Source organism: Nocardioides sp. GY 10113 (assembly GCF_004919105.1).
GTDB lineage: Bacteria > Actinomycetota > Actinomycetes > Propionibacteriales > Nocardioidaceae > Nocardioides.
In genome coordinates, this window is record NZ_STGK01000015.1 from 1 (window position 1) to 25429 (window position 25429).

A 25429-nucleotide genomic window follows, 5' to 3' on the forward strand; every position below is an offset into this window, starting at 1 on the left:
ACGCACCGACCTGGTGTCGCCGGAAGAACTCCAGCGCCCGTTGGTCAGGCAACCTGTGAAACATTACCCACCGCCTCGGATCTCGGTCAAACCGGCGAGACCGCCGTTGTCCTCGACCCGTGCTGCGGGTGCCGTGGCAACCTCTCTCCCTCCGGTTTCCCGGGGGCTTTTCCGCTTGCCGCGGCGAGAGAGAACATTACGCACATGTGTCCCGGATGTGAAATCGGGGCCGACCTCAGCTGCTGCTGCGCAGTCCGTCCACGCGTTTGCGCAGGTCAGCGAGCTGCTCGACGACGCGCGCCGGCGCCGTGCCGCCGCGGCCGGACCGCGACGCGACCGAGCCTTCGACGGTCAGCACGTCCCGAACGGCCGGGGTCAGGTGCGGAGAGATCTCCGCGAACTGCTCGTCCGAGAGCTCGTCGAGCTCGATCCCGAGCTCCTCGCACCGGCGCACGCACGCGCCGGCGACCTCGTGCGCGACCCGGAACGGGACCCCCTCCCGCACCAGCCACTCCGCGATGTCGGTGGCGAGCGAGAAGCCCTGCGGCGCGAGCGCAGCCATCCGCTCGGTGTTGAAGACCAGCGTGGCCACCTGACCGGTGAACGCGGGGAGCAGCACCTCGAGGGTGTCCACGGAGTCGAAGACCGGCTCCTTGTCCTCCTGCAGGTCCCGGTTGTAGGCCAACGGGAGCGCCTTGAGCGTGGTCAGCAGCCCGGCCAGGTTGCCGACCAGCCGCCCGGCCTTGCCGCGCGCCAGCTCGGCGATGTCCGGGTTCTTCTTCTGCGGCATGATGCTCGACCCGGTCGACCAGGAGTCGTGCAGCGTCACGAAGTCGAACTCCTTGGTCGCCCACACGATCACCTCCTCGGCGATCCGGCTGACGTCGATCCCGATCTGCGCCGTGACGAAGGCGAACTCGGCGACGAAGTCGCGCGACGCGGTGCCGTCGATCGAGTTGGCCGTCGACCCGGTGAAGCCGAGCTCACGGGCGACCAGCTCGGGGTCCAGCCCGAGGCTCTGCCCGGCCAGCGCCCCGGAGCCGTACGGCGAGTCCGACTCGACCCGGCGCCGCCAGTCCCCCAGCCGCTCGACGTCGCGCAGCAGCGGCCACGCGTGCGCCAGCAGGTGGTGGGAGAGCAGCACCGGCTGTGCGTGCTGCAGGTGCGTGCGCCCCGGCATGATCGCCGGCGTCTCGGCGAGGTGCACGGCGGCCTGCTCGGCGAGCGCGTCGACCAGGTCCAGCACCAGGCCGGCGATGGTCGCCGCGTGGTCGAGCAGGTAGCAGCGGAACAGCGTGGCGATCTGGTCGTTCCGCGAGCGCCCGGCGCGCAGCTTGCCGCCCACCTCCGGCCCGACCTCCGCGATCAGCAACCGCTCCAGCGCGCCGTGCACGTCCTCGTCGGACGGGTCGGGCCGCAGCGTGCCGTCGCGGAAGCGCGACGCCAGGGCGTCCAGCCCGCGGTGGAGCTCGGCCTCCTCGGACTCCGACAGCAGACCCGCCGCTCCCAGCGCCTTGGCGTGGGCGTGGGAGCCGGCGATGTCGTAGAGCCCGAGCCGCCAGTCGAAGTGCGTCGAGCGCGACAGCGCCTCGAGCTCGGGAGACGGGCCGCCCGCGAACCGACCGCCCCACAGCTTCCCGGTGTTGGTGGTGCTCTCCTCGCCGCTCACGCTCAGTCCGTCCCGAACTCCATCGCGGCGGCGTCCAGCGCCACCTCGGCCTCCTCGTCGGCCTCGGCCTCGGGGTTCGCGGTGATCTGGTCGTACCCGCCTGCGGGCAGCGCGCCGAACAGGGTGCCGTGCTCGACGAGCACCTGCCCCTGGTCCAGCGGCTGTCCGGCGTACTGCTCCAGCTTCGCGCGGGAGTCGGCGATGTCCAGGTTGCGCATGGTGAGCTGGCCGATCCGGTCCGTCGGGCCGAACGCGGCGTTCTCGGTGCGCTCCATCGACAGCTTGTCCGGGTGGTACGAGAACTCCGGGCCGGACGTGGCCAGGATCGAGTAGTCCTCGCCGCGGCGCAGCCGGAGGGTGACCTCCCCGGTGACCAGCGAGGCGATCCAGCGCTGGATCGACTCCCGCAGCATCAGTGCCTGCGGGTCCAGCCACCGGCCCTCGTAGAGCAGCCGGCCCAGGCGGCGGCCCTCGGTGTGGTAGAGCGCGACCGTGTCCTCGTTGTGGATCGCGTTGAGCAGCCGCTCGTAGGCGATCCACAGCAGCGCCATGCCGGGCGCCTCATAGATGCCGCGGGACTTCGCCTCGATGATCCGGTTCTCGATCTGGTCCGACATGCCCAGGCCGTGGCGCCCGCCGATCGCGTTGGCCTCCATCACCAGCGCCACGGCGTCGTCGTACGACGTGCCGTTGATCGCCACCGGACGGCCGGCGACGAACGAGATCGTCACGTCCTCGGTCTCGATCTCCACCGAGGGGTCCCAGAACTTCACGCCCATGATCGGCTCGACGGTCTCCAGCGAGACGTCGAGGTGCTCGAGGGTCTTGGCCTCGTGGGTGGCACCCCAGATGTTGGCGTCGGTGGAGTACGCCTTCTCCTTGGAGTCGCGGTAGGGCAGGTCGTGCTCGGTGAGCCACTGGCTCATCTCGGCGCGGCCGCCGAGCTCGGTCACGAAGTCCGCGTCGAGCCACGGCTTGTAGATCCGCAGCTGCGGGTTGGCCAGCAGGCCGTAGCGGTAGAACCGCTCGATGTCATTGCCCTTGAACGTGGACCCGTCGCCCCAGATGTCGACGCCGTCCTCGTGCATCGCCCGGACCAGCATGGTGCCGGTGACGGCACGGCCCAGCGGCGTGGTGTTGAAGTAGGCGCGGCCGCCCGAGCGGATGTGGAACGCGCCGCAGGCCAGAGCCGCGAGGCCCTCCTCGACGAGCGGCCCGCGGCAGTCGATCGCACGCGCGATCTCGGCGCCGTACTGGAGCGCGCGTCCCGGGACGCCGGAGATGTCGGGCTCGTCGTACTGGCCGATGTCGGCGGTGTAGGTGCACGGCACGGCCCCCTTGTCGCGCATCCAGGCGACCGCGACGGACGTGTCGAGCCCACCGGAGAACGCGATGCCGACGCGCTCTCCCACGGGCAGGGAGGTGAGGACCTTGCTCAACTGCTTTCGTTCCTTTCGGCAAGGGAGGTGAACTTGTGGGCGAGGGCGTGGCCCCCGCTGGGGTCGCGACCGATCACCAAGACCGTATCGTCGCCCGCGATCGTGCCCAGCACGTCGCCGAGCTCGACCTTGTCGATCGCGCTGGCCAGGAACTGCGCCGCGCCGGGCGGCGTGCGCAGGACCACCAGGTTCGCGCTGGCGTCGGCGCTGACCAACAGCTCCGCCGCGAGCCGGGAGAGTCGGTGCGACGCGGCGGCGCCCTCGGCGGCGACCATGCCCCGGTCCCCGCCCTCGGCCGGCACCGCGTAGGCCATCGCGCCGGAGGCCAGGCGCACCTTGACCGCGTCCAGGTCGACCAGGTCGCGGCTGAGCGTGGCCTGGGTGACATGGACCCCGCGGTCGGCCAGCAGCACGGCGAGCTCCGGCTGCGAGTGCACCTCGCGGCTGCCGAGCAGCTCCACGATCAGCGCCTGCCGGGCACTCTTGGTGACCGGCGTCAACGCCTGCTGGTCGGCACCGTTCTCGTGGTCGGGGGTCGGCATGCTGGTCACCGGCCGCGCCGCTCGTGGAGCCAGGCCATCACGGCCTTCTGCGCGTGCCGCCGGTTCTCGGCCTCGTCCCAGACCACGCTCTGCGGGCCGTCGATGACCTCCGCGGCGATCTCCATCCCCCGGTACGCCGGCAGGCAGTGCAGCACGATCGCGTCCTCCGCCGCGGCGGAGAGCAGCTCGGCGGTCACGGCGTACGGCGTGAAGACGGCGCGCCGCGCGGCGGCCTCGTCCTCCTTGCCCATCGACACCCAGGTGTCGGTGACCACCACGTCGACGCCGGAGACGGCGGCGACCGGGTCGGGGTCGGCCGCCACGGAGCCGCCGGTGGTCGCGGCGATCTCCGCGGCGCGGTCCCAGACCGCCCGAGCCGGCAGGTACCCCTCGGGGGCGCTGATCCGCACGTGCATGCCGGCCAGCGCGCCGGCGAGCAACCAGGAGTTGCCCATGTTGCAGGCGCCGTCGCCGAGGAAGGTGACCGTCAGCCCGGCCAGGGAGCCGCGCCGCTCGGTGATCGTCAGCAGGTCGGCCAGCAGCTGGCAGGGGTGGAAGTCGTCGGTGAGCGCGTTGACCACCGGCACGCCCGAGAGCTCGGCCATCGTCTCCAGGTCGGACTGGTGGTAGGTGCGCCACACGATCTGCGAGACCTGGCGGCCCAGCACCCGGGCCACGTCGGCCACCGACTCGCGCTTGCCGATGCCGGCGAGGTTGCCGTCCACCAGCAGCGGCTGGCCGCCGAGCTCGGCGATGCCGGCGGTGAACGAGGCCTGGGTGCGCAGCGTCGCCTTGTCGAAGATCATCGCGACCGTGTGCGGCCCGGCCAGCGGCTTCCCGAGCCCCTCGCCGAACGGGTCCTTCTTCATGGCCGCGGCGAGGTCGAGGATCTCGGCCTGCTCGGCAGGCGTCAGGTCGTCGTCGCGCAGCAGGTGGCGGGTCATCGGGCGCCCCCCGTGACGGCGCCCGTGGTGAGCCCGGCCGCGTCCAGGATGCCCGGCCACGCCGCGAGGAAGGCGGTGACGTCCTCTGCGGTCAGCACGAGCGGCGGCGCCAGCCGGATCCGCTCCGGCGTGGCGGCGTTCAGGATGAACCCGGCGTCCTGCGCCGCGGCCACCACCTCGGCGGCCAGTGGCTGGGCCAGGTCCAGCCCGATCAGCAGGCCGGTCCCCCGCACCTCGGTGACCCGAGCATCGGCGCCGAGGCCCACCCGGAGCCGCTCGCCCAGTGCGGTGACGTGCTCGAGCAGCCCCTCGTCCTCGATGGTGTCGATGACGGCCAGCGCGGCGGCGGCCGCGACCGGGTTGCCGCCGAAGGTGGTGCCGTGGTTGCCGGGGTCGAACAGCTTCCCGGTGCCGCCGGTCGCGATGCACGCGCCGATCGGGATCCCGCCGGCCAGGCCCTTGGCCAGCGTGACGATGTCGGGCACGACGGGCTCGGCGACCAGGTCGGGGTGCTGGTGGGCGAACCAGGAGCCCATCCGGCCGATCCCGGTCTGCACCTCGTCCAGCCACAGCAGCGCGCCGCGCTCGTGGGTGATCCGGCGGGCCGCGGGCAGGTAGTCGCGCGGAGGTACGACGACCCCCGCCTCGCCCTGGACCGGCTCGATGACCACGGCGGCGGTGGTCTCGTCGACCGCCGCCTCCAGCGCGGCCGCGTCGCCGTAGGGGACGAACACCACGTCGCCGGGCAGCGGCTCGAAGGGCGCCCGGTAGGCCTCCTTGGCGGTGAGCGCCAGCGCGCCCATCGTGCGCCCGTGGAACGCGCCCTCGGTGGCGACCACCCGGGTGCGGCCGGTGCGCCGGGTCAGCTTGAACGCCGCCTCGTTCGCCTCGGTGCCGGAGTTGGTGAAGAAGACCCGGCCCCCCAGGTCGCCCAGGCCGAGCAGCGCGAGCAACCGCTCGGCAAGCCGGATCTGAGGTTCGCTGGCGAAGAAGTTGGAGATGTGGCCGAGCGTTCCGAGCTGCTCGGTGACGGCGCCGACCAGGCGCGGGTGCGCGTGGCCCAGCGCGTTCACCGCGATGCCACCGAGCAGGTCGACGTACTCGCGGCCGTCGGCGTCCCACACGTGGGCGCCGGTGCCGCGGGTCAGGACCAGCTTGGGCGCGCCGAACGTGTTCATCAGCGCACCGGCGTACCGCTCGGTCCAGGCGTGCTGGCTGGACTGGCCGTTCATGCGCTCTGCCCCGCCTGCTTGGCCTTGCGGGTCTTGGTGGTGACACCGGGCAGCACCTGGGTGCCGACCCCCTCGTCGGTGAAGAGCTCCAGGAGCACCGCGTGCTTCTCCCGGCCGTCGACCACGGTGGCCCGCTTCACGCCGCCCTGGACGGCGCTCAGGCACGCGCCCATCTTCGGGATCATGCCGCTGGCCAGGTCCGGGAGGATCGCCTCGAGCGCCTCGGGGCTGATCTCACCGATCACCTCCTCGGGATCGGGCCAGTCCAGGTACAGACCCTCGACGTCGGTCAGAACCAGGAGCTTCTCGGCCCCCAGCGCGACGGCCAGGGACGCTGCGGCGGAGTCGGCGTTCACGTTGTGCGCGACCCCGTCGACGTCCGGAGCGATGCTGGAGACCACGGGGATCCGACCTGCCTCGATCAGGTCGAGGACGGCCTCGGGCCGCACCTCGGTGACCTCGCCGACGAGACCGAGGTCCACCTCCTGGCCGTCGACCACGGTGCCGGTGGCCTCGGCGGTGAAGAGGCCGGCGTCCTCGCCGGAGAGTCCCACCGCGAGCGGGCCGTGCTCGTTGATCAGCCCGACGAGCTCGCGCTGCACCTGCCCGACGAGCACCATCCGGACCACGTCCATCGCCTCCGGCGTGGTCACCCGCAGGCCGCCGCGGAACTCGGACTCGATGCCGAGCCGGTCCAGCATCTGCGAGATCTGCGGACCGCCGCCGTGCACCACCACCGGCCGGAACCCGGCGAAGCGCAGGAAGGCGATGTCCTCGGCGAACGCGCGCTTGAGCGCGTCGTCGGTCATCGCGTTGCCGCCGTACTTCACCACGACCACCTTGCCGTGGTACTCCTTCAGCCACGGCAGCGCAGCGGCCAGCGTGGCCGCCTTGGCCGGGTCCGGCTTGGCCGGGTCGTGGGACGTCGGGGCGTAGGGCCCGGTCATGTTCTCTTCGATGCTCATGAGCTGTAGGCGCTGTTCTCGTGGACGTAGGCGTGGGTCAGGTCGTTGGTCCAGACGGTCGCCTCGGCGTCGCCGGACTTCAGGTCGATGCTCACCGTCACCGCGCGCGGCCCGAGGTCGACCAGGGCCGGGTCCTCGGCGGGCGTCGAGCTGCGGCACACCCAGACGCCGTTGATCGCGACGTCGAGGTCGGCGGGGTCGAAGGCGGCGCCGGTGGTGCCGATCGATGCGAGCACACGGCCCCAGTTCGGGTCCTTGCCGAAGACCGCGGCCTTGAACAGGTTGCTGCGCGCCACGCTGCGGCCCACCTCGACGGCGTCGTCCTCGGTGGCCGCTCCGCGCGTGGTGATCGAGATCTCGTGGTCGGCGCCCTCGGCGTCGGCGAGCAGCTGCTGGGCCAGCCCGACGCACACGTCGGTGAGCGCGACGGTGAACTCCTCCTCGCTGGGCGTCACGCCCGAGGCCCCGCTGGCCAGCACGCTGACCGTGTCGTTGGTCGACATGCAGCCGTCGGAGTCGAGACGGTCGAAGCTGACCCGGGTCGCCGCACGCAGGGCGCGGTCCAGCGTCTCGGCCGGGACCACGGCGTCGGTGGTGATCACCACCAGCATCGTCGCCAGCGCGGGGGCGAGCATGCCCGCGCCCTTGGCCATCCCGCCGATCGACCAGCCGTCCGCCTCGAGCACGAACTGCTTGTTGACCGAGTCGGTGGTCATGATCGCCTCGGCGGCGTCCTGCCCACCGTCCTCGGAGAGCAGGGCGTGCACCGCGTCGACGCCGTCCAGCAGCACCTGCCGGTCGTTGGTCAGGCCGATCAGCCCGGTCGAGCAGACGATCACGTCCACCGCGCCGATGCCCAGCCGCACGGCGACCTGCTCGGCGACCCGGTGGGTGGTCACGAACCCCTCGGGTCCGGTGTAGCAGTTGGCACCGCCGGAGTTGAGCACGACGGCGCGGACGACGCCGTCCCGGGCGACCTGCTCGCTCCACAGCACCGGGTTGGCCTTGCAGCGGTTGCTGGTGAAGACCGACGCGGAGTCGAAACGGGGGCCGTCGTTGACGACCAGGGCGAGGTCCTTGGCGCCGGTGGACTTGAGGCCGATCGCGGTGCCGGCAGCGCGGAACCCGCGCGGGTGGGTGACGCTCATCGATGTTCCTTCGTGCATGGTCGGCCGGGAGCGGCCGCGGACGGATCCGGTGGTGGGCGGGTCAGGCGGGGACGGCGGGGGCGGTGGTGTGCCCCGATCGTCGCCACGCCTCCTCGGCCCGCTCGGCGTCGCCGGTCGGCACCAGGATCCAGTCGGTGTCGTACGTGGAGAGGGTGAAGACGCTGATCCCGTCCTCCGCGAGCGGGGCCAGCAGGCTGACCAGGACGCCGGTCAGCCCGAAGTCGAGCGTGCCGTCGACCCGGAAGGCCGTGAACGGCTTCTGGTGCGGGACCTTCTTGGGGACGTTGCGGCCGGCGCAGACCAGCGACGTCCCCTCGGCGGTCGCGGTGATCGAGAAGATCGAGGAGGACTCGGCCCACTCCGGCACCTCGGCGCCGGCGGCGAGCCGGACCACCGCGAGCCGCTCGGGGAAGCGCAGCAGGTGGTACGACGCCTGCTGGGTCTCGGACTGCTCGCTCACGGCGCCACTCCCACGCTGCTCAGGCCGGCCGTCTCGGGGAGCCCGAGGGCCAGGTTCATGCACTGCACCGCCGCGCCGGCGGTGCCCTTGGTCAGGTTGTCGATGGCGCCGACCGCGACCAGGCGGCCGGCCATCGCGTCGACCGCCACCTGGATCTGGACGGCGTTGGAGCCGAGCACGGCCTGCGTCTGGGGCCACTGCCCCTCGGGGAGCACATGGATGAACGGCTCGTCGGCGAAGGCCTCGACGTAGACGTCGTGGGCGGCGTCGGTGGCCCAGGTGCCCGACAGCGGAGCCGAGCAGGTGGCCAGGATGCCGCGCGAGGTCGGCACCAGCACCGGGGTGAAGCTGACCGTGACGTTCTTGTCGGTCAGCCGCGACAGGTTCTGGGTGATCTCGGGGGTGTGCCGGTGCACGCCGCCGACCCCGTAGGCGGTGACGCTGCCGATGATCTCGCTGCTCTGCAGGTGCTGCTTCGGCGCCTTGCCGGCGCCGCTGGTGCCGCTGGCGGCGACCACGACCACGTCCGGGTCGACGATGCCGTGCAGCACCGCCGGGCCGATCGTCAGCGTGGAGATGGTCGGGTAGCAGCCCGGGACGGCCACGCGGCGCGAGCCGGCGATCTCCTCGCGCAGCCCGGGCAGCTCGGGGAGGCCGTAGGGCCAGGTGCCGGCGTGCGAGCCGCCGTAGAAGCGCAGCCACTCGGCGGCGTCCGCGAGCCGGAAGTCGGCCCCGCAGTCGATGACGAGGACCTCGTCGCCGAGCTTCTCGGCGATCCCGGCGGACTGGCCGTGCGGCAGTGCCAGGAAGACCACGTCGTGACCGGACAGCACCTCCACCGTGGTGGGCTCCAGCAGCCGGTCGGCGAGCGGGAGCAGGTGCGGCTGGAGCGCTCCGAGACGCTCGCCGGCGTTGCTGCCGGCGGTGACCGCGCCGATCTCGACCTGCGGATGGGCCAGGAGCAGGCGCAGCAGCTCGCCTCCGGCGTACCCGCTGGCACCGGCGACAGCGACACGTACCTGAGTCATGTGCATAACTATACACATCCCTGCATGTTCATTTGACAGCGCCCTCATCCTGAACCCGGCCTGGCCGCGACCCCAGCGGTCACGACCGCCGCGCCCGTGCCGGCGAACGGACCCAGGCTAGCGTCCCGCGGATCGGAGCCGCGGCGGCCCGCCGGGGCTTCACGGCAACCGCCGGGCCAACCCGGCTGAGACCGCCGTGAAGCCACGGTGAAACCGGTGGCCCCCACGCTGTCCCCATGAGCCATCCCTCCCTCCCGGCCCCCGGGCCCGGCCCCAGCGCCGAGCTGGCGGTCGACGCGGCCGGCCTGGTCAAGAAGTTCGGCACGCACCACGCAGTCGACGGCGTCGACCTCCAGGTACGCCGCGGCGAGGTGTTCGGCGTCCTCGGTCCGAACGGCGCCGGCAAGACGACCACGCTGAAGATGCTCGCGACCCTGCTGCCCATCGACGGCGGCCGGGCCGCGATCTTCGGCACCGACGTGGCCTCCGAGCCGCACCGGGTGCGACAGCTCGTCGGTGTCACGGGACAGTACGCCTCGGTCGACGAGAACCTGACCGGCCACGAGAACCTCTACCTCTTCGGCCGGCTGCTCGGACTCCCCCGGCGTGAGGCACGCACGACGGCCGACGACCTGCTGGAGCAGTTCGCCCTCACCGACGCCGCGACGCGCCGGCTCTCCACGTTCTCCGGCGGCATGCGGCGCCGCCTCGACCTGGCCGCCAGCCTGATCAGCCGGCCGCCGCTGATCTTCCTCGACGAGCCGACCACCGGCCTGGACCCGCGCACGCGGGGCCAGATGTGGGAGACGATCCGGGCGCTCGTCGCGCAGGGGTCCACGATCCTGCTCACCACCCAGTACCTGGACGAGGCCGACCAGCTGGCCGACAGGATCGCCGTGATCGACCGAGGCCGGAAGGTCGCCGAGGGCACGCCGTACGAGCTCAAGCGGGGCGTCGGCGACTCGACGCTGCACCTGCGGCTGGTCGACGCCGCGGACCTGGCCCGGGCCGGCGAGGTCGTCGCCCGCGTGATCGGCGAGCCGCCGGTGCTGACCCCGGAGGCGGGCGGGCTCAACGTGGCGCTGCCCGACGCCGACCGGGCCGCGGACGTGCTGATCGGGCTGCGCGAGGCGCAGGTGTCGATCGCCACCGCGACCGTCCAGCAGCCGACCCTCGACGAGGTCTTCCTGGCCCTCACCGGCCACCACAGCGAGACCGCCGCCCCGGCGGAGACGGAGGAGGTGGCCTGATGAGCACGCTCACCGAGGACCGCACGCCACAGCGGGCACCCGACGCGATCGGGTCGCCGGCGCACCTGCCGGCCCGCCCTACCGCGGCCGAGACCGTCCGCCAGACGCTCGCGATGGCCTGGCGGGCCACGAAGAAGATGCGCCGCAACCCGGAGCAGTTCTTCGACGTGACCATCCAGCCGCTGCTCTTCACGGCGATGTTCGCCTACATCTTCGGCGGCGCGATCTCCGGGAGCGTCGAGGGCTACCTGCCGCTGATCATCCCCGGCATCCTCGCCCAGATGGCGCTCACCGCCTGCATGGCGATGGGCACTCAGCTGCGCGAGGACATGGACAAGGGCGTCTTCGACAGGTTCCGGGCGCTGCCGATCTCCCGCTTCGCTCCCCTGGCCGGCCCCGCGCTCGCCGACCTGATCCGGTACGCCGTGGCGGCCACGCTGACCATCGGCATGGGCCTGGTGATGGGCTACCGGCCGGGCGGAGGCCCGCTCGGCGTGCTCGGCGGCTGGCTGCTGACCATCACCGCCGCGTGGTCGCTGTCGTGGATCTTCACGTGGCTCGGCACCGTGGCGCGCTCGGCGCAGGCCGTGCAGGGCATCGGGATGATGATCATGTTCCCGCTGACGTTCCTGTCCAACGCCTTCGTGCCGGCCGAGACCCTGCCGCCCTGGCTGGAGGCCTTCGTGAACGTCAACCCCGTCTCGCACGTGGTGACGGCCTGCCGCGACCTGATGAACGACGGGGCCGTGACGACCGAGGTCGGCTGGGCGCTGCTGGGCTGCGCCGTGGTGGCGGCGGTGTTCGCTCCGCTGGCCGTGCGCTCCTACGCCCGGAAGATCTGAGCGACCGCGTCGCTGGCCCCGTCGAGCACGGCGGGGCCACGGCGCGCGCCGTACTCACCGTCGAGCCGGGCCAGCATCCCCGGCGCGTCGCGCTCCGCGAGAGCCGCCGCCCGCTCCCAGGAGAGGGTCGGGGTGAACCGCTGGTAGCCGCAGCGCTCGGCCAGCACCAGCAGCCGTACGGCGTCCTCGGGCGCCAGCTCGCCGCGGAGGAGCCCCCAGCTGCCGAGCGCGAAGAGCACCACGCCGACGACGGGCAGGTCCACGAGCCCGCCGCCCTCGCCGGACACGACCGACACCACCTTCGCCCGCAGCGACGCCGCGAGTCGTCGCTCGTCCTCGGACTCCCGCGCCTCGTCCGGGCCCGGGTGGTGGGCGCACGCGGCCAGCGCCAGCGCCTCGCCGAAGATCGTCCAGGGCGCGAGCTCGCCGGCGTCGTCCATCCCGGGGTAGCTGAGCCCGGCCAGCGCGTCGGCGGCGTCCATCATCAGCCTCCGCCCGCGTTCGACCTCACCGCGGGCGAACGCGACCTCGGCCCGGCCGTTGAGCACCAGCGCCTCACTGCCGAAGCCGCCGCGTCCGCGCAACCCGCTCAGGGCCTCCACCTCACGCTCGGCCCGGTCCACGTCGCCGGCCGCGAGCGCAGCCATCGCCATCACCGCGCGCACCTGGAGCGCGTCGTCGACCGCACCGATCCGCATCAGCACCGGGACCGCGGCCGCCGCGTGCGCGGCGGCCTGCTCGGTCCGGCCGACCTGGGCGCACAGCGCCGCGAGCTGGGTGCGCAGCTGAGCCTCGTTCCAGGGCCCGTGCCGGTCATCGGTCAACGCCAGTGCGGCCTCCGCTGCCTCGAGCGCGCCGAGCAGGTCGGCCAGGTTCTCGCGGACCCGGCTCAGCCACTGCAGCGCGAGCGCGCGGACGACCGGGTCGGGGTGCGTCGCGAGTCGGTCCGACACGTCGGTGCTGGACGGGCTGCGGCCGTCGGCCCCGATGGCCAGCACCACGGTCACCAGGGCGTCGAGCACACCGCCGGTCCCGGAGCTGCCCGCCGTCTCCAGCAGCGCGCGCAGTCCGCCGGTGGACTCGGGACGGGTGATCCAGGAGTTCATGATCGCCAGGCAGAGGCTGATCCGGACCTGGTCGACCCGTTCGGGGACCGGCTCCCAGCCCGTCAGCGCGGTGGCGAGCGGCTCACTCAGCACGATCACGCGGGGGTGCTCCCCGCGGATCGACCACAGGCTGCCCAGGGCGGCGAAGACGGCGACGACGTCCTCGGGGGCGGGCGCGGCGAGCGCCTGGCGGAGCACGTCGGCCAGGTTGTTCTCCTCCCGGGCGAGCGCGTCGATCGCGGCGACCTGGTCCGGCGTGAAGAGCCGGGCGGCGTGACGGTCGGCGTAGCGGACCGCCCACCGCGAGCGCGCGGCGCGGGCGTCGGCGTCCTCGCCGGCGTCCACCAGGTGCATCCGGCCGAACTCCCGGACCGTCTCGAGCATCCGGTAGCGCAGCGGTCCGGCCGGGCCGTCCGGGCCGTCCGGGCCGCTGGCCGCATCCGCGCCGGCTCCCGCCTCGACCACGGTCAGCAGGGACTGGTCGACGAGCTCCTGGACCGCCGTCAGCGCGTCGCCGCCGACGACCGCCTCCGCCGCGTCCAGGGTGAACCCGTCGGCGAAGACCGCCAACCGGCGCAGCGCACGGCGCTCGGGCTCGGCGAGCAGGTTCCAGGACCAGTCGATGACCGCGATCAGCGTCTGGTGCCGGTCGGGCGCGCTCCGGTCGCCGCCGCGCAGCAGCGCGAACCGGTTCTCCAGTCGCTGGGCGATGTCCTCCACCGTCATCGCCCGCACCTTCACCGCCGCCAGCTCGATGGCCAGCGGCAGCCCGTCGAGGCGCGCCACGACGTCGTCCACCGCGCGGTCGGCCAGCACCACGTCGGGGCGGGTGGCGCGGGCGCGATCGCGGAACAGCAGCGCCGCCTCGTCGTGCCCGAGCTGGGCGAGCGGATAGACGTGCTCGGCGGCGATCGCCAGCGGGGCCCGCGTGGTGGTGAGCACGCGCAGCACGGGGGCGGTGGCGACCAGGAAGCCGACCAGGTCCGCCACGGCGCCGATCAGGTGCTCGCAGTTGTCCAGCACCAGCAGGGTCGGTGCGCCGGCCAGCTGCTGGGCGATCCGGGTCCGGACGTCTCGCTGCTGCTCGGGGGTGAGGACACGACGACCGGCGACGGAGTCGCGGACCCCGAGGGCGGAGCCGACCTCGCTGACCAGGTCGGCCGGATCGACGACGCCGACCAGCTCGACCACGTGCACCACCGGCTGCTCGGCACCCTCGGCGAGCAGCTGCGCGAGCCGGGTCTTGCCCAGGCCGCCCGCACCCAGGATCGACACCACCCGGTGCCGCCGCAGCAGGCCGCGCAGGGCCTGCAGGTCGTCCTCGCGGCCGACCAGGCTCGAGGCGTAGTGGCGCACGCCCGTGCGCACCGGCCTGTCGCGGGCGAGGAGGTCGGCATGCACGGCGCGCAGCCGCGGCCCGGGGTCGACCCCCAGGCCGTCGGCCAACCGCTCGCGGTGAGCCTCGTAGGCCGCCAGCGCCGCCGGCACCCCCCGCACCACCGCGAGGCTGTGCAGCAGGGCGACGACCAGGTCCTCCTCGTGGTCGCCGGCCGCGCCGTCGGCCAGCGCCTCCTGCAGCGGAGCCAGCGCCTCCGGGTGCCGGCCGAGCGCCGACAGCAGCAGGGCCCGCCGCCGGGTGGCCACGGCCCGCGCCGCACGGGCGCGCCGCCGGAGCTCGGCGAGCGGGCCCGGTCCTCCGGTGGCGACGGGGCGGGTCACCACCCCGGCGAGCAGCCGCTCGGCCGCCGCCAGGTCCCCGTCCCGCTCGAGGCGGGCGGCGCGGTCGAGCTCCGCGGCGAGCGCGAGGGCGTCGACCTCGACGGCCCCGATGCCGAGCCGGTAGGCCGCCCCGGACCGCGCCACGGCGTCGGGCCCCGTCGCCGATCGCGCCCGGGAGACGACGACCTGGACGGCCTTCGTCGGGTGCTCCGGACGCTCGCCGTCGTCCCAGACCAGGTCGACCAGCGCCTCGGCACTGAGGCCGCCCGGAGCGTGCAGCGCCAGGGCCGCGAGCAGCGCAGCCGTGCGGTCGCCCGGGACGGTCCGACCGTCCCAGGCGACCTCGTCGAGCAGACGGAGCCGGCCCAGCTCGCTCAGCGCTGCACAGCCCCGGTGAGCTCGGCCGCTCGCGCGACCGCGGCGTCCCGCGCCGCCGACGCCTCGCCCTCGTTGAGGGTCCGGTCGGTGGCGCGGAAGCGCAGGGCGTAGGCGAGCGACTTGTGGCCCGCCTCGACCTGGTCGCCGGTGTAGACGTCGAACAGCCGGATCGACTCCAGCAGTTCGCCGGCACCCTCGCGCAGCGCCGCCTCGACCGAGGCGGCCGGGACGTCCGCGCCGACCAGCAGCGCGACGTCCTCCTTGGCCACCGGGTACGACGAGAAGGCCGGCGCCGGGCGCAGGTGCACCGCCGCGGCGATCAGCGCGTCCAGGTCGACCTCCGCGGCGACGGACCGCTCGGGCAGGCCGAGGCCCGCGCAGACCCGCGGGTGCAGCTCGCCGGCGTGGCCGACGACGTCCCCGTCGAGCAGCAGCGCTGCGCAGCGGCCGGGGTGCCACGGCGCCACCGACGCCGCCCGGACCTCGAGCGTGAGGCCGAAGGCGTCCGCGACGGAGCGCACGGCGTGGACCGCGTCCGACCACGCCACGGCGCGCCCCTCACCCCACCAGCCGTCCGCCTCGTACTCGCCGCAGGCGACGAGCCCGAGGTGCAGCGGCTGCGCCGGCAGGGCGCCGGTGAGCGCGGCGAGCTCCTCGTCCGTCGGACGGCGGTCGACGGGCAGGATCGGCGCCGGGCCGTCCCCGCCGGGCAGCGTCACCGTGGCGGTCTCGAAGAGCGCCACCGAGGTGGTGCCGTGGCCGACGTTGCGCGCCGCGGCCTTGAGCAGGCCGGGCAGCAGCGTCGTGGTCATCGACGGCGCCTCGCTGTTGAGCGGGTTCGAGAGCCCGAGCAGGTTGCGGCGGGCATCGTCGGCGTCCAGGCCGAGCGCGTCGAGGTCGGCCTGCCCGACGAACGGGAAGGAGATCACCTCGACGTAGCCCTCCCCCGCCATCGTCCTGCCGGCGCGCCGGCGCAGCTGCTGGGTCCGGGTCAGGCCTCGGCCACCGGGTGCCTTGGGGAGGATCGACGGGATCGTGTCGTAGCCGACCAGCCGGATCACCTCCTCGGTGGTGTCCTGCGGGTCGGTCAGGTCGGGGCGCCACGGCGGCGGGACGACGGAGAGCGTGCCGGTGCCGGTGACCTCGCAGCCGACGGCGCGCAACGCCTCGACGGCCCGCTCCTCGCTGATGTCGAGTCCGGAGACCCGGGCGGCCAGGTCACCGGCCACGGTGATGGCGGGCGCCGGCGGCGGGGTGCCGACGACGGTGACGCCGGGCTCGGCGACGCCGCCGCCGTGCTCCACCAGCAGCTCGACCACGCGGTCCGCGGCGGCCTCGCAGATCGTCGGGTCGACGCCGCGCTCGTTGCGCTTGCCGGCCTCGGAGGTGATCTTGTGCCGCTTGCCGGTGCGGAACATCGACACGGGGTCCCAGTGCGCGGACTCCACCAGGATCCGGGTGGTGGTCTCCGACATCTCCGTGGTCTCGCCACCCATCACGCCGCCCAGGCCGATGATGCCCGAGTCGTCGGCGATGACGAGGTCCTCGGTCGACAGCGTGCGACGCGCGCCGTCGAGGGTGGTCATCGACTCCCCCGCCCGCCCGCGGCGCACGACCAGCGCGCCCTGCACCTTGTCGGCGTCGTAGCCGTGGATCGGCCGACCGGTCTCGAGCATCACGTAGTTCGTGATGTCGACGGCCAGCGACACCGACCGCATCCCGGCGGCGGTGATCCGCTGGACGATGTGGTCCGGCGTGGCCACGGACGGGTCGAAGCCGGAGACCGTGCGCGCCACGAAGACCGGGCAGCCGGCGGCGTCCTCGACGACGACCGGGTGCCCCTGGTCGTCGGCGGCCGGGGTCTCGCGGAGCGCGGGGTCGCGGAAGTTCGTCGCTCCGTCGACGGAGACGGCCACCTCGCGGGCGATACCGCGCAGCGACAGCGCGTAGGCGCGGTCGGGGTTGATCTCGAACTCGATGATCTCCTCGTCGAGGCCGAGCACGGCGCGCACGTCGTCGCCCGGCTGACCGGCGTCGGCCGGGAGCACGATGATGCCGTCGTGGTCCTCGCCCAGGCCCAGCTCGCGGGCGGAGCAGATCATCCCGGCCGAGACGTGGCCGTAGGTCTTGCGCGCGGAGATCGCGAAGCCGCCGGGCAGCACGCCGCCGGGCAGCACGCAGACCACCAGGTCGCCGGGCTCGAAGTTGTGGGCGCCGCAGACGATGCCCTGGGGCTCACCGGTGCCGTTGGCGTCGCCGACGTCCACGGTGCACCAGTTGATCGTCTTGCCGTTCTTCTGCGGCTCGGGCTCCTTGGTCAGCACCCGGCCGATCACCAGCGGACCGGTGATCTGCGCGCCGGGGCTGTCGATGCCCTCGAGCTTGAGGCCGGTCAGCGTCAGCCGGTGGGTCAGCTCGTCGGTGGTCACGTCGGCGGGGACGTCGACGTACTCCTTGATCCAGGAAAGCGGGGTCTTCATCAACGTCTCTCAGATCTCGGTGCCGAACGCGGAGGAGAAGCGGGCGTCGCCCTCGAAGAGCGGCCGGAGGTCGCCCAGCGCGTGCCGGAACATGAAGCTCCGGTCGATGCCCATGCCGAACGCGAAGCCGGAGTACACCTCCGGGTCGACGCCGCAGGCGACCAGCACGCGCGGGTTGACCACCCCGCAGCCGCCCCACTCGATCCAGCCCTCGCCCTTGCAGGTGCGGCAGGAGTCGCTGTCCTCGCCGCGGCAGACGAAGCAGCGCACGTCGACCTCGGCCGACGGCTCGGTGAAGGGGAAGTACGACGGGCGGAAGCGCGTGTCGATGCCGGGGCCGAACAGCTGGGCCGCCAGGTGGTCCAGCGAGCCCTTGAGGTGCGCCATCGTGATGCCCTCGTCGACGACCAGGCCCTCGACCTGGTGGAACATCGGGCTGTGCGTGGCGTCGTACTCGTCGGTGCGGAAGACCCGCCCGGGGCAGGCGACGTAGATCGGCGGCGTGCGGGTCAGCATCGTCCGCGCCTGGACCGGGGAGGTCTGGGTGCGCAGCACGACGTGGTTCTCCGCCGGCTCGGTCCAGAACGTGTCCTGCATGGTCCGCGCCGGGTGGTCGGGGCCGAGGTTGAGGGCGTCGAAGTTGAGCCACTCGGCCTCCACGACCGGGCCCTCGGCGATCTCCCAGCCCATCGCCACGAAGATGTCGGCGATCAGCTCGGACTGGAGCGTGATCGGGTGCCGCGAGCCGCGGCGGCCGCGGTCGGTGGGCAGCGTGACGTCGACGGTCTCGGTGACCAGCATCCGCTCCTCGTGCTCGACCTCGAGCACGGCCTGGCGGGCGGCGAGCGCCTTGTTGACGGCGCCGCGGGCCTGGCCGATCCGCTGGCCGGCCTCCTTGCGCGCCTGCGGGGGCAGGGCGCCGATCTCGCGGTTGGCCAGGGCCAGGCCCGAGCGGTCGCCGGCGTGGTCGAGGCGCGCCTGCTTGAGCTCGTCGAGGTCGGCGGCGGCGGAGATCGCGGCGAGCGCCTCGTCGCGCATCCGCTCGACCTCCTCGGCCTTGAGCGGGGTGACCTCGACCGGGTCGTAGTCGGTGTTGGGGCCGGACATGGCTCCCTTTCCAGCGGCAGGTTCGGACGCCGCAGATTCTAGAAGTGGTCGCTGGGGTGGCTCTCCCCGGACCCGGTGACGTGCCAGGAGCCGTGCGCGGCGGGCGGGTGCCGTTCAGGCCGCGCGGTGAACCCCCGGACCGTCCGCCGGTCCGGGGCGAAGAAATCGCTGGTGGGCTTCCACGGCGCCGATGCTACCGCGTCGCGGCCGAGCCGGCTGAAGCCGGCTATTGCCAGCCCCGGGACCCGCTGACAGAGTGCCAGATGTTGCGCAAGTCACATTTCGGGCCGGCTGGGCGGTTCCCCCACGACCTCCCGGCGGGAAGGGACGGGCGTCGTGGCACAGCTCTCGGGAGCAGGAACGGACGGACCGGCGTCGAACCTCCTGCTTCGCGCAGGTCGCTTCTTCACCCGCTGGGACGAGTCCGACGATGGCCGCGCGGTCTTCCGGGAGGGCGGCCGCGCCGGCGACGTCTTCTACCGGGACCGGTGGAGCCACGACAAGGTGGTGCGCTCCACCCACGGGGTGAACTGCACCGGCTCCTGCTCGTGGAAGGTCTACGTCAAGGACGGCGTGATCACCTGGGAGACCCAGCAGACCGACTACCCCTCGGTCGGGCCGGACCGCCCGGAGTACGAGCCCCGCGGCTGCCCGCGCGGCGCGGCGTTCTCCTGGTACACCTACTCCCCCACCCGGGTCCGCTACCCCTACGCCCGCGGCGTGCTGCTGGAGATGTACCGGGAGGCCAAGGAGCGCCTCGGCGACCCCGTGCTGGCATGGGCCGACATCCAGGCCGACCCGGAGCGCCGCCGCCGCTACCAGCAGGCCCGCGGCAAGGGCGGGCTGGCGCGGCTCAGCTGGGCCGAGGCGGTGGAGATGGTCGCCGCGGCGCAGGTGCACACGATCAAGGCCCACGGACCGGACCGGATCGCCACCTTCAGCCCGATCCCGGCGATGTCGATGGTCTCCCACGCGGTCGGCGCGCGCTACACCCACCTGCTCGGCGGCGCGATGACCTCCTTCTACGACTGGTACGCCGACCTGCCGGTGGCCAGCCCGCAGGTCTTCGGCGACCAGACGGACGTGCCGGAGTCCGGGGACTGGTGGGACGCGACCTACCTGATGATGTGGGGCTCGAACGTCCCGGTGACCCGCACGCCCGACGCGCACTGGATGGCCGAGGTCCGCTACCGCGGCACCAAGGTGGTCACGGTCAGCCCGGACTACGCCGACAACACGAAGTTCGCCGACGAGTGGGTGCCGGCGCAGGCGGGGACCGACGCCGCGCTGGCGATGGCGATGACGCACGTGATCCTGACCGAGTGCTACGTGGAGCGTCGGGTGCCGTTCTTCGTGGAGTACGTACGCCAGTACACCGACCTGCCGTTCCTGGTCACCCTCACCGAGAACGCCGAGCACGGCGGGCTGGTGCCCGGCAAGTTCCTCACCGCCCGCGACCTCGGCGACGAGGCGCCCGAGGCGGCCTGGAAGACGGTCCTCGTCGACGCCGCCACCGGCGAGCCGGTGGTGCCGAACGGCTCGATGGGGTTCCGGTACGCCGACTCCGGCGAGGGTCGCTGGAACCTCGACCTCGACGGCACCGTGCCGGCCCTGTCGCTGCGCGACGCCAAGGTCGACCCCGAGTCGGCCGAGGTGCTGCTGCCCTCCTACGCCGGGGCGACCGGCGAGGGCGAGGTGCTGCGCCGCGGCGTCCCGGTCACCCGGATCGCCGGCCAGCTGGTGACCACGGTCTTCGACCTGATGCTGGCCCAGCACGGCGTCGCCCGGCCCGACCTCCCCGGCGCGTGGCCCACGGGGTACGACGACGCCACCGCGCCGTACACGCCGGCGTGGCAGGCGGAGGTCACCTCGGTGCCGGCCGAGCAATGCATCCGGATCGCCCGCGAGCTCGCCCAGAACGCGCAGGACTCCGGCGGGCGCTCGATGATCATCCTCGGCGCCGGCGTCTGTCAGTGGTTCCACGCGGACGCGACGTACCGATCGATCCTGTCCCTGCTGCTGCTGACCGGAAGCATGGGGCGCAACGGCGGCGGCTGGGCGCACTACGTCGGGCAGGAGAAGTGCCGTCCGATCACCGGCTGGATCTCGCTGGCCAACAACCTGGACTGGAGCCGCCCGCCGCGCACGATGATCGGCACGGCGTACTGGTACATGCACACCGACCAGTGGCGCACCGACGGCTACCGGGCCGACGCCCTGGCCTCCCCGCTGGCCGAGGGCCACCTCGCCGGGATGCACACCGCCGACACGATCGCGCAGTCCAACCGGCTGGGCTGGATGCCGTTCTACCCGCAGTTCGACCGCAACCCGCTCGACCTGGCCGACGAGGCGAGCGCCGCGGTCGAGGCCGGCGAGGTGGCCGACGTCAACGAGTACGTCGTGGCCCGGCTCAAGGACGGCTCGCTGAAGTTCGCCATCGAGGACGTCGACGCCCCCGAGAACTGGCCGCGCACCCTCACGCTGTGGCGCTCCAACCTCTTCGGCTCCTCCGCCAAGGGCAACGAGTACTTCCTCAAGCACCTGCTCGGCACGCACTCCAACGTGATGGCCACCGAGGGCGGGCCCGACGTGCGGCCCCGCGACGTGACGTGGCGGGAGGAGGCGCCGGAGGGGAAGCTGGACCTGCTGGTCTCCGCCGACTTCCGGATGACCTCGACCACGCTGCTCTCCGACATCGTGCTGCCCGCGGCGACCTGGTACGAGAAGCACGACCTCTCCTCGACCGACATGCACCCGTTCGTGCACGCGTTCACGCCCGCCATCGACCCGCCGTGGGAGGCGCGCACCGACTTCGAGATGTTCCACCTCTTCGCCCGGCGGATCGCCGAGCTGGCGCGCGACCACCTGGGTGTCCGCAAGGACGTGGTGGCGGTGCCGATGCAGCACGACACCGCCGGGGAGACCGCCCAGCCCGGCGGCGTGGTGCTGGACTGGAAGCGCGGCGACGTCGAGCCGATCCCCGGGAGGACCATGCCGGTGCTGCAGGTGGTCGAGCGGGACTACACCGCGATCGCCGACAAGCTGGCGACCATCGGTCCGCTGGCCGACCGGCTCGGCTTCGGGGTCAAGAACGTCACCTTCGACCTGACCGAGGCGCTGCGCACGCTGGCGGCGTCCGGCGGGGTGATGGACTCCGGGGCGGGTGTCGGTCGCCCCGCGATCGACACCGACGCGAAGCTGGCCGAGGCGATCCTGACCCTGTCGGGCACCACCAACGGCGAGCTCGCCACCCAGGGTTTCCGGACCCTGGAGCGGCGGGTCGGCAAGCCCCTCGCCGACCTGGCCGAGGGCTCGGAGGAGAAGCGGATCACCTTCGCCCAGACCCAGGCCGCGCCGGTCCCCGTGATCACCTCGCCGGAGTGGTCGGGCTCGGAGACCGGCGGACGCCGCTACGCGCCGTTCACCGTCAACATCGAGCGCCAGAAGCCGTTCCACACCCTGACCGGTCGGATGCACTTCTTCCTCGACCACGACTGGATGCGCGACCTCGGCGAGGCGCTGCCGATCTACCGACCACCCCTCGACATGAACCGCCTCTTCGGGGAGCCACGGCTCGGCGCCGACGGGTCGAGCGAGATCACGGTGCGCTACCTGACGCCGCACTCGAAGTGGTCGATCCACAGCGAGTACCAGGACAACCTGTTCATGCTCTCGCTCTCCCGCGGCGGCACCTCCGCCTGGCTCAGCCCCGCCGATGCGGCGGCGATCTCGGTCGAGGACAACGACTGGATCGAGTGCACCAGCGCCAACGGCGTCTTCGTCGCCCGGGCCATCGTCAGCCACCGGATCCCGGCCGGCGTCACCTTCGTCCACCATGCGCAGGAGCGGACCATCGACGTGCCGAAGTCGGAGGCCACCGGCCGGCGCGGTGGCATCCACAACAGCGTGACGCGGGTGCTGGTCAAGCCCACCCACCTGATCGGCGGGTACGCGCAGCTCTCCTACGCGTTCAACTACCTCGGTCCCACCGGCAACCAGCGCGACGTCGTCGCCACCATCCGGCGCCGCTCGCAGGAGGTGACGTACTGATGAGAGTCATGGCCCAGATGGGCATGGTGATGAACCTCGACAAGTGCATCGGGTGCCACACCTGCTCGGTGACCTGCAAGCAGGCGTGGACCAACCGTGCGGGCACCGAGTACGTCTGGTTCAACAACGTCGAGACCCGGCCCGGGCTGGGCTACCCGCGCCGGCACGAGGACCAGGAGAGGTGGCGCGGCGGCTGGGAGGTCGACAAGTCCGGCCGGCTGCGGCTCAAGGCCGGCGGCCGGCTGAGGAAGCTGCTGACCATCTTCTCCTCCCCGGTCCAGCCCGAGCTCGCCGACTACTACGAACCGTGGACCTACGACTACGCGACGCTCATCGACGCACCGCTCGGCGACGACTTCCCGGTGGCCCGGCCCAAGTCCCTGATCACCGGCGAGGACACGAAGGTCACCTGGTCGGCCAACTGGGACGACAACCTCGGCGGCGCCACCGAGCACGGGCCGAACGACCCGATCGTGCAGAAGCTCCGGGCGGAGTCGAACGAGAGGATCAAGTTCGAGTTCGAGAAGACGTTCATGTTCTACCTGCCGCGGATCTGCGAGCACTGCCTCAACCCCGCGTGCATGGCCTCCTGCCCCTCCGGTGCGATCTACAAGCGCTCGGAGGACGGGATCGTGCTCGTGGACCAGGACAGGTGCCGCGGGTGGCGCCAGTGCATCACCGGCTGCCCGTACAAGAAGATCTACTTCAACCACAAGTCGGGCAAGGCCGAGAAGTGCACCTTCTGCTACCCCCGCGTCGAGGTGGGTCTGCCGACGGTCTGCTCCGAGACCTGCGTGGGCCGCCTCCGCTACCTGGGTCTGTTCCTCTACGACGCCGACGCGGTCACCACGGCCGCGTCCGTGCCCGACGACCGGGACCTCTACGAGGCCCAGATGGACCTGCTGCTCGACCCCGAGGACCCGGCGGTCCTCGCCGCGGCGCGGGAACAGGGGATCCCCGAGGACTGGCTGGACGCCGCCCGGCGTTCACCCGTCTACGCGCTGGCCAAGAAGTACCGGGTGGCCCTGCCGCTGCATCCGGAGTACCGCACGATGCCCATGGTCTGGTACGTCCCGCCGCTCTCGCCGGTCACCGACCTGTTGCGCGACCAGGGCCACGACGCGGAGGGCGTCGACACGCTGTTCGGCGCGATCGAGGCGCTCCGGATCCCGGTGGAGTACCTGGCCGAGCTCTTCACCGCCGGCGACACCGCGGTCGTGGACGGGGTGCTGCGCAAGCTGGCCGCGATGCGCGCCTACCTGCGCGACATCACGCTGGGGCGCGACCCGGACCCGGAGATCCCGGCCCTGGTGGGGATGAGCGGCGAGGACCTGTACGAGATGTACCGGCTGATGGCCCTCGCGAAGTACGACGAGCGCTACGTGATCCCGAAGGCACACGTCGAGCAGGCCCACGACCTGGAGGAGATCGGCTGCTCCCTCGACTACGACGAGGGGCCCGGCATGTACAGCGGCCCGCTCGGCGAGGCGAGCGGACGTCCGGCACCGGTGGCGGTGGAGACCTTCCACGCGCTCAAGCAGCGCCAGGCCAGCGACCAGCCGACGTCGGAGGAGAGCCTGCGGGGTCGGGTGAACCTGCTCAACTGGGACGGGCAGGGCACTCCGGACGGCCTCTTCCCGGAGCACCGGTCATGAGGTCGCGGCGCCCGTCCCGGCGTTCGGATCCGAGGGTCATCCACCAGGCGGCGGCATGGTGCCTGGGCTACCCCGATGCCGCCCTGCTCGAGAGGGTGCCGATGCTGCGCGGTGCGCTCGCCGAACAGCCCGGTGACGACGCCGCCCTGGCGCTGATGCGGTTCGTCGAGCACCTCGCCGCCACGGCCCCCGTCGCGCTGGTCCGCGACTACGTCGACGTCTTCGACCTGTCCAGCAAGCACACGCTCTACCTCTCCTACTGGACCGACGGCGACACGCGCCGGCGCGGGGAGACCCTGGCCGGGTTCAAGCAGCGCTACCGCGATGCCGGGCTGCTGGTGAACACCCACGGCGAGCTGCCCGACTACCTGCCGATGGTGCTGGAGTACGCCGCCCTCGCCGATCCGGAGGCAGGTCGCGCCCTGCTCCAGGAGTACCGGGCCAGCCTCGAGCTGATCCGGCTCTCCCTGGTCGACCGCGGATCGCCGTACGGGGACGTGCTGACCGCGGTCTGCGCGACGCTGCCCGGCGCCTCCCCGCGGGACCGTGCCGCCGCGATGGCGCTGGCCCGCACCGGCCCCCCGACCGAGACGGTCGGTCTCGAGCCGCTCCCCTACCCGGTCCCGCGCGCGGAAGGGGCGATCTGATGGACATCGTGCTCTGGGGCGTGCTGCCCTACCTGGCGTTCGCGGTGCTGGTCACCGGGACGATCTGGCGCTACCGCTACGACCGGTTCGGGTGGACCACCCGGTCCTCCCAGCTCTACGAGTCCCGGCTGCTGCGGATCGGCTCGCCGCTCTTCCACTTCGGGATCCTGGTCGTGATCGTCGGTCACATCGGCGGCCTGGTGATCCCCAAGTCGTGGACCGAGGCGGTCGGGGTGAACGAGGACCTCTACCACTTCAACGCGCTCTTCTTCGGCACCATCGCGGGCATCGCGACGCTGGCCGGGATCGTGATCCTGGTCTTCCGGCGGAGGACGACCGGCCCGGTCTTCATGGCCACCACGAACAACGACAAGCTGATGTACGTCCTGCTGGTCGGCGCGATCGTGCTCGGCCTCTGGACCACGCTGGTCGCGGTCGGTGCCGGCCACGACGCCCACGACTACCGGGAGACCGTCTCCCCCTGGTTCCGATCGCTGTTCCTCCTGCAGCCCGACGTGGACGCGATGGCCGCGGCACCGTTCCAGTTCCACATCCACGTCCTCGTGGCGCTGCTGCTCTTCACGCTGTGGCCCTTCACCCGCCTCGTGCACGCGTTCACCGCGCCGCTGCACTACCTGTTCCGCCCCTACATCGTCTACCGCAGCCGGGACCTCCCCGCCGGCACCGGCGCGCGCGCACCGCGCCGGGGCTGGTCGCCCGTCGGCACCCACCGCGACCAGTGAGCGA

18 protein-coding genes are annotated in these 25429 nt (G+C 72.7%); 6 read left to right on the plus strand and 12 right to left on the minus strand.

The annotated features are described in order from the left end of the window. Positions 1–235 precede the first annotated feature (235 nt). The 9 genes from argH to argC form a co-directional block, all read right to left on the minus strand. Positions 236–1669 carry an argininosuccinate lyase gene (argH, locus tag E8D34_RS16465; RefSeq protein WP_136595753.1) on the minus strand — a complete coding sequence of 478 codons (1434 nt, stop codon included), beginning with the start codon at positions 1667–1669 and terminating at the stop codon, positions 236–238. A gap of 2 nt (positions 1670–1671) precedes the next feature. Beyond that, complete coding sequence (gene argG, locus E8D34_RS16470) at positions 1672–3108, minus strand: argininosuccinate synthase (protein ID WP_136595754.1); 1437 nt, start codon at positions 3106–3108, stop codon at positions 1672–1674. After that, the gene (locus E8D34_RS16475; RefSeq protein WP_136595839.1) at positions 3105–3650 is read right to left on the minus strand and encodes an arginine repressor; all 546 of its coding nucleotides are present in this window, start codon (positions 3648–3650) and stop codon (positions 3105–3107) included. The genes argG and E8D34_RS16475 overlap by 4 nt, the downstream gene beginning before the upstream one ends. A gap of 5 nt (positions 3651–3655) precedes the next feature. Then, positions 3656–4594, minus strand: coding sequence for an ornithine carbamoyltransferase (gene argF / locus E8D34_RS16480; RefSeq protein WP_136595755.1), 939 nt, complete (start codon positions 4592–4594; stop codon positions 3656–3658). After that, positions 4591–5826, minus strand: coding sequence for an acetylornithine transaminase (locus E8D34_RS16485; protein WP_136595756.1), 1236 nt, complete (start codon positions 5824–5826; stop codon positions 4591–4593). The genes argF and E8D34_RS16485 overlap by 4 nt, the downstream gene beginning before the upstream one ends. Next, complete coding sequence (gene argB / locus E8D34_RS16490) at positions 5823–6773, minus strand: acetylglutamate kinase (RefSeq protein ID WP_206056773.1); 951 nt, start codon at positions 6771–6773, stop codon at positions 5823–5825. Before argB ends, E8D34_RS16485 begins: the two co-directional genes overlap by 4 nt. Positions 6774–6787: 14 nt before the next feature. Beyond that, a complete protein-coding gene (gene argJ, locus E8D34_RS16495; RefSeq protein ID WP_136595758.1) occupies positions 6788–7939 on the minus strand; it encodes a bifunctional glutamate N-acetyltransferase/amino-acid acetyltransferase ArgJ in 1152 nt (383 codons plus the stop codon). 61 nt (positions 7940–8000) lie between these two features. Continuing rightward, complete coding sequence (locus E8D34_RS16500) at positions 8001–8420, minus strand: ACT domain-containing protein (protein WP_136595759.1); 420 nt, start codon at positions 8418–8420, stop codon at positions 8001–8003. Next, positions 8417–9448 (minus strand): N-acetyl-gamma-glutamyl-phosphate reductase, encoded by a 1032-nt coding sequence (argC, locus tag E8D34_RS16505; protein WP_136595760.1) that lies wholly within the window; start codon positions 9446–9448, stop codon positions 8417–8419. The genes E8D34_RS16500 and argC overlap by 4 nt, the downstream gene beginning before the upstream one ends. Positions 9449–9684: 236 nt before the next feature. Here argC and E8D34_RS16510 point away from each other — a divergent pair, with 236 nt between their 5' ends. Continuing rightward, complete coding sequence (locus tag E8D34_RS16510; protein ID WP_136595761.1) at positions 9685–10698, plus strand: ATP-binding cassette domain-containing protein; 1014 nt, start codon at positions 9685–9687, stop codon at positions 10696–10698. Continuing rightward, positions 10698–11540, plus strand: a complete 843-nt coding sequence (locus tag E8D34_RS16515; RefSeq protein WP_136595762.1) for an ABC transporter permease — start codon at positions 10698–10700, stop codon at positions 11538–11540. The genes E8D34_RS16510 and E8D34_RS16515 overlap by 1 nt, the downstream gene beginning before the upstream one ends. Here E8D34_RS16515 and E8D34_RS16520 read toward each other — a convergent pair. The 3 genes from E8D34_RS16520 to pheS form a co-directional block, all read right to left on the minus strand. Beyond that, positions 11522–14509 carry a BTAD domain-containing putative transcriptional regulator gene (locus tag E8D34_RS16520; RefSeq protein ID WP_206056769.1) on the minus strand — a complete coding sequence of 996 codons (2988 nt, stop codon included), beginning with the start codon at positions 14507–14509 and terminating at the stop codon, positions 11522–11524. The two genes, E8D34_RS16515 and E8D34_RS16520, sit on opposite strands and share 19 nt — an antisense overlap. Positions 14510–14739: 230 nt before the next feature. Beyond that, complete coding sequence (gene pheT / locus E8D34_RS16525; protein ID WP_136595763.1) at positions 14740–17223, minus strand: phenylalanine--tRNA ligase subunit beta; 2484 nt, start codon at positions 17221–17223, stop codon at positions 14740–14742. A gap of 9 nt (positions 17224–17232) precedes the next feature. After that, the gene (pheS, locus tag E8D34_RS16530; protein ID WP_136595764.1) at positions 17233–18330 is read right to left on the minus strand and encodes a phenylalanine--tRNA ligase subunit alpha; all 1098 of its coding nucleotides are present in this window, start codon (positions 18328–18330) and stop codon (positions 17233–17235) included. Positions 18331–18666: 336 nt separating this feature from the next. Between pheS and E8D34_RS16535 the strand changes: the two genes are divergently transcribed. The 4 genes from E8D34_RS16535 to narI are packed head-to-tail and all read left to right on the plus strand — an operon-like array spanning position 18667 to position 25425. Continuing rightward, positions 18667–22380 carry a nitrate reductase subunit alpha gene (locus E8D34_RS16535; protein ID WP_206056770.1) on the plus strand — a complete coding sequence of 1238 codons (3714 nt, stop codon included), beginning with the start codon at positions 18667–18669 and terminating at the stop codon, positions 22378–22380. Continuing rightward, positions 22380–24035: a nitrate reductase subunit beta gene (narH, locus tag E8D34_RS16540; protein WP_136595765.1), complete on the plus strand. Its 1656-nt coding sequence runs from the start codon at positions 22380–22382 to the stop codon at positions 24033–24035. The genes E8D34_RS16535 and narH overlap by 1 nt, the downstream gene beginning before the upstream one ends. Then, positions 24032–24682 (plus strand): nitrate reductase molybdenum cofactor assembly chaperone, encoded by a 651-nt coding sequence (gene narJ / locus E8D34_RS16545; protein ID WP_136595766.1) that lies wholly within the window; start codon positions 24032–24034, stop codon positions 24680–24682. Before narH ends, narJ begins: the two co-directional genes overlap by 4 nt. Further along, positions 24682–25425, plus strand: coding sequence for a respiratory nitrate reductase subunit gamma (gene narI / locus E8D34_RS16550; RefSeq protein WP_136595767.1), 744 nt, complete (start codon positions 24682–24684; stop codon positions 25423–25425). The genes narJ and narI overlap by 1 nt, the downstream gene beginning before the upstream one ends. The last annotated feature ends 4 nt before the right edge of the window (positions 25426–25429 follow it).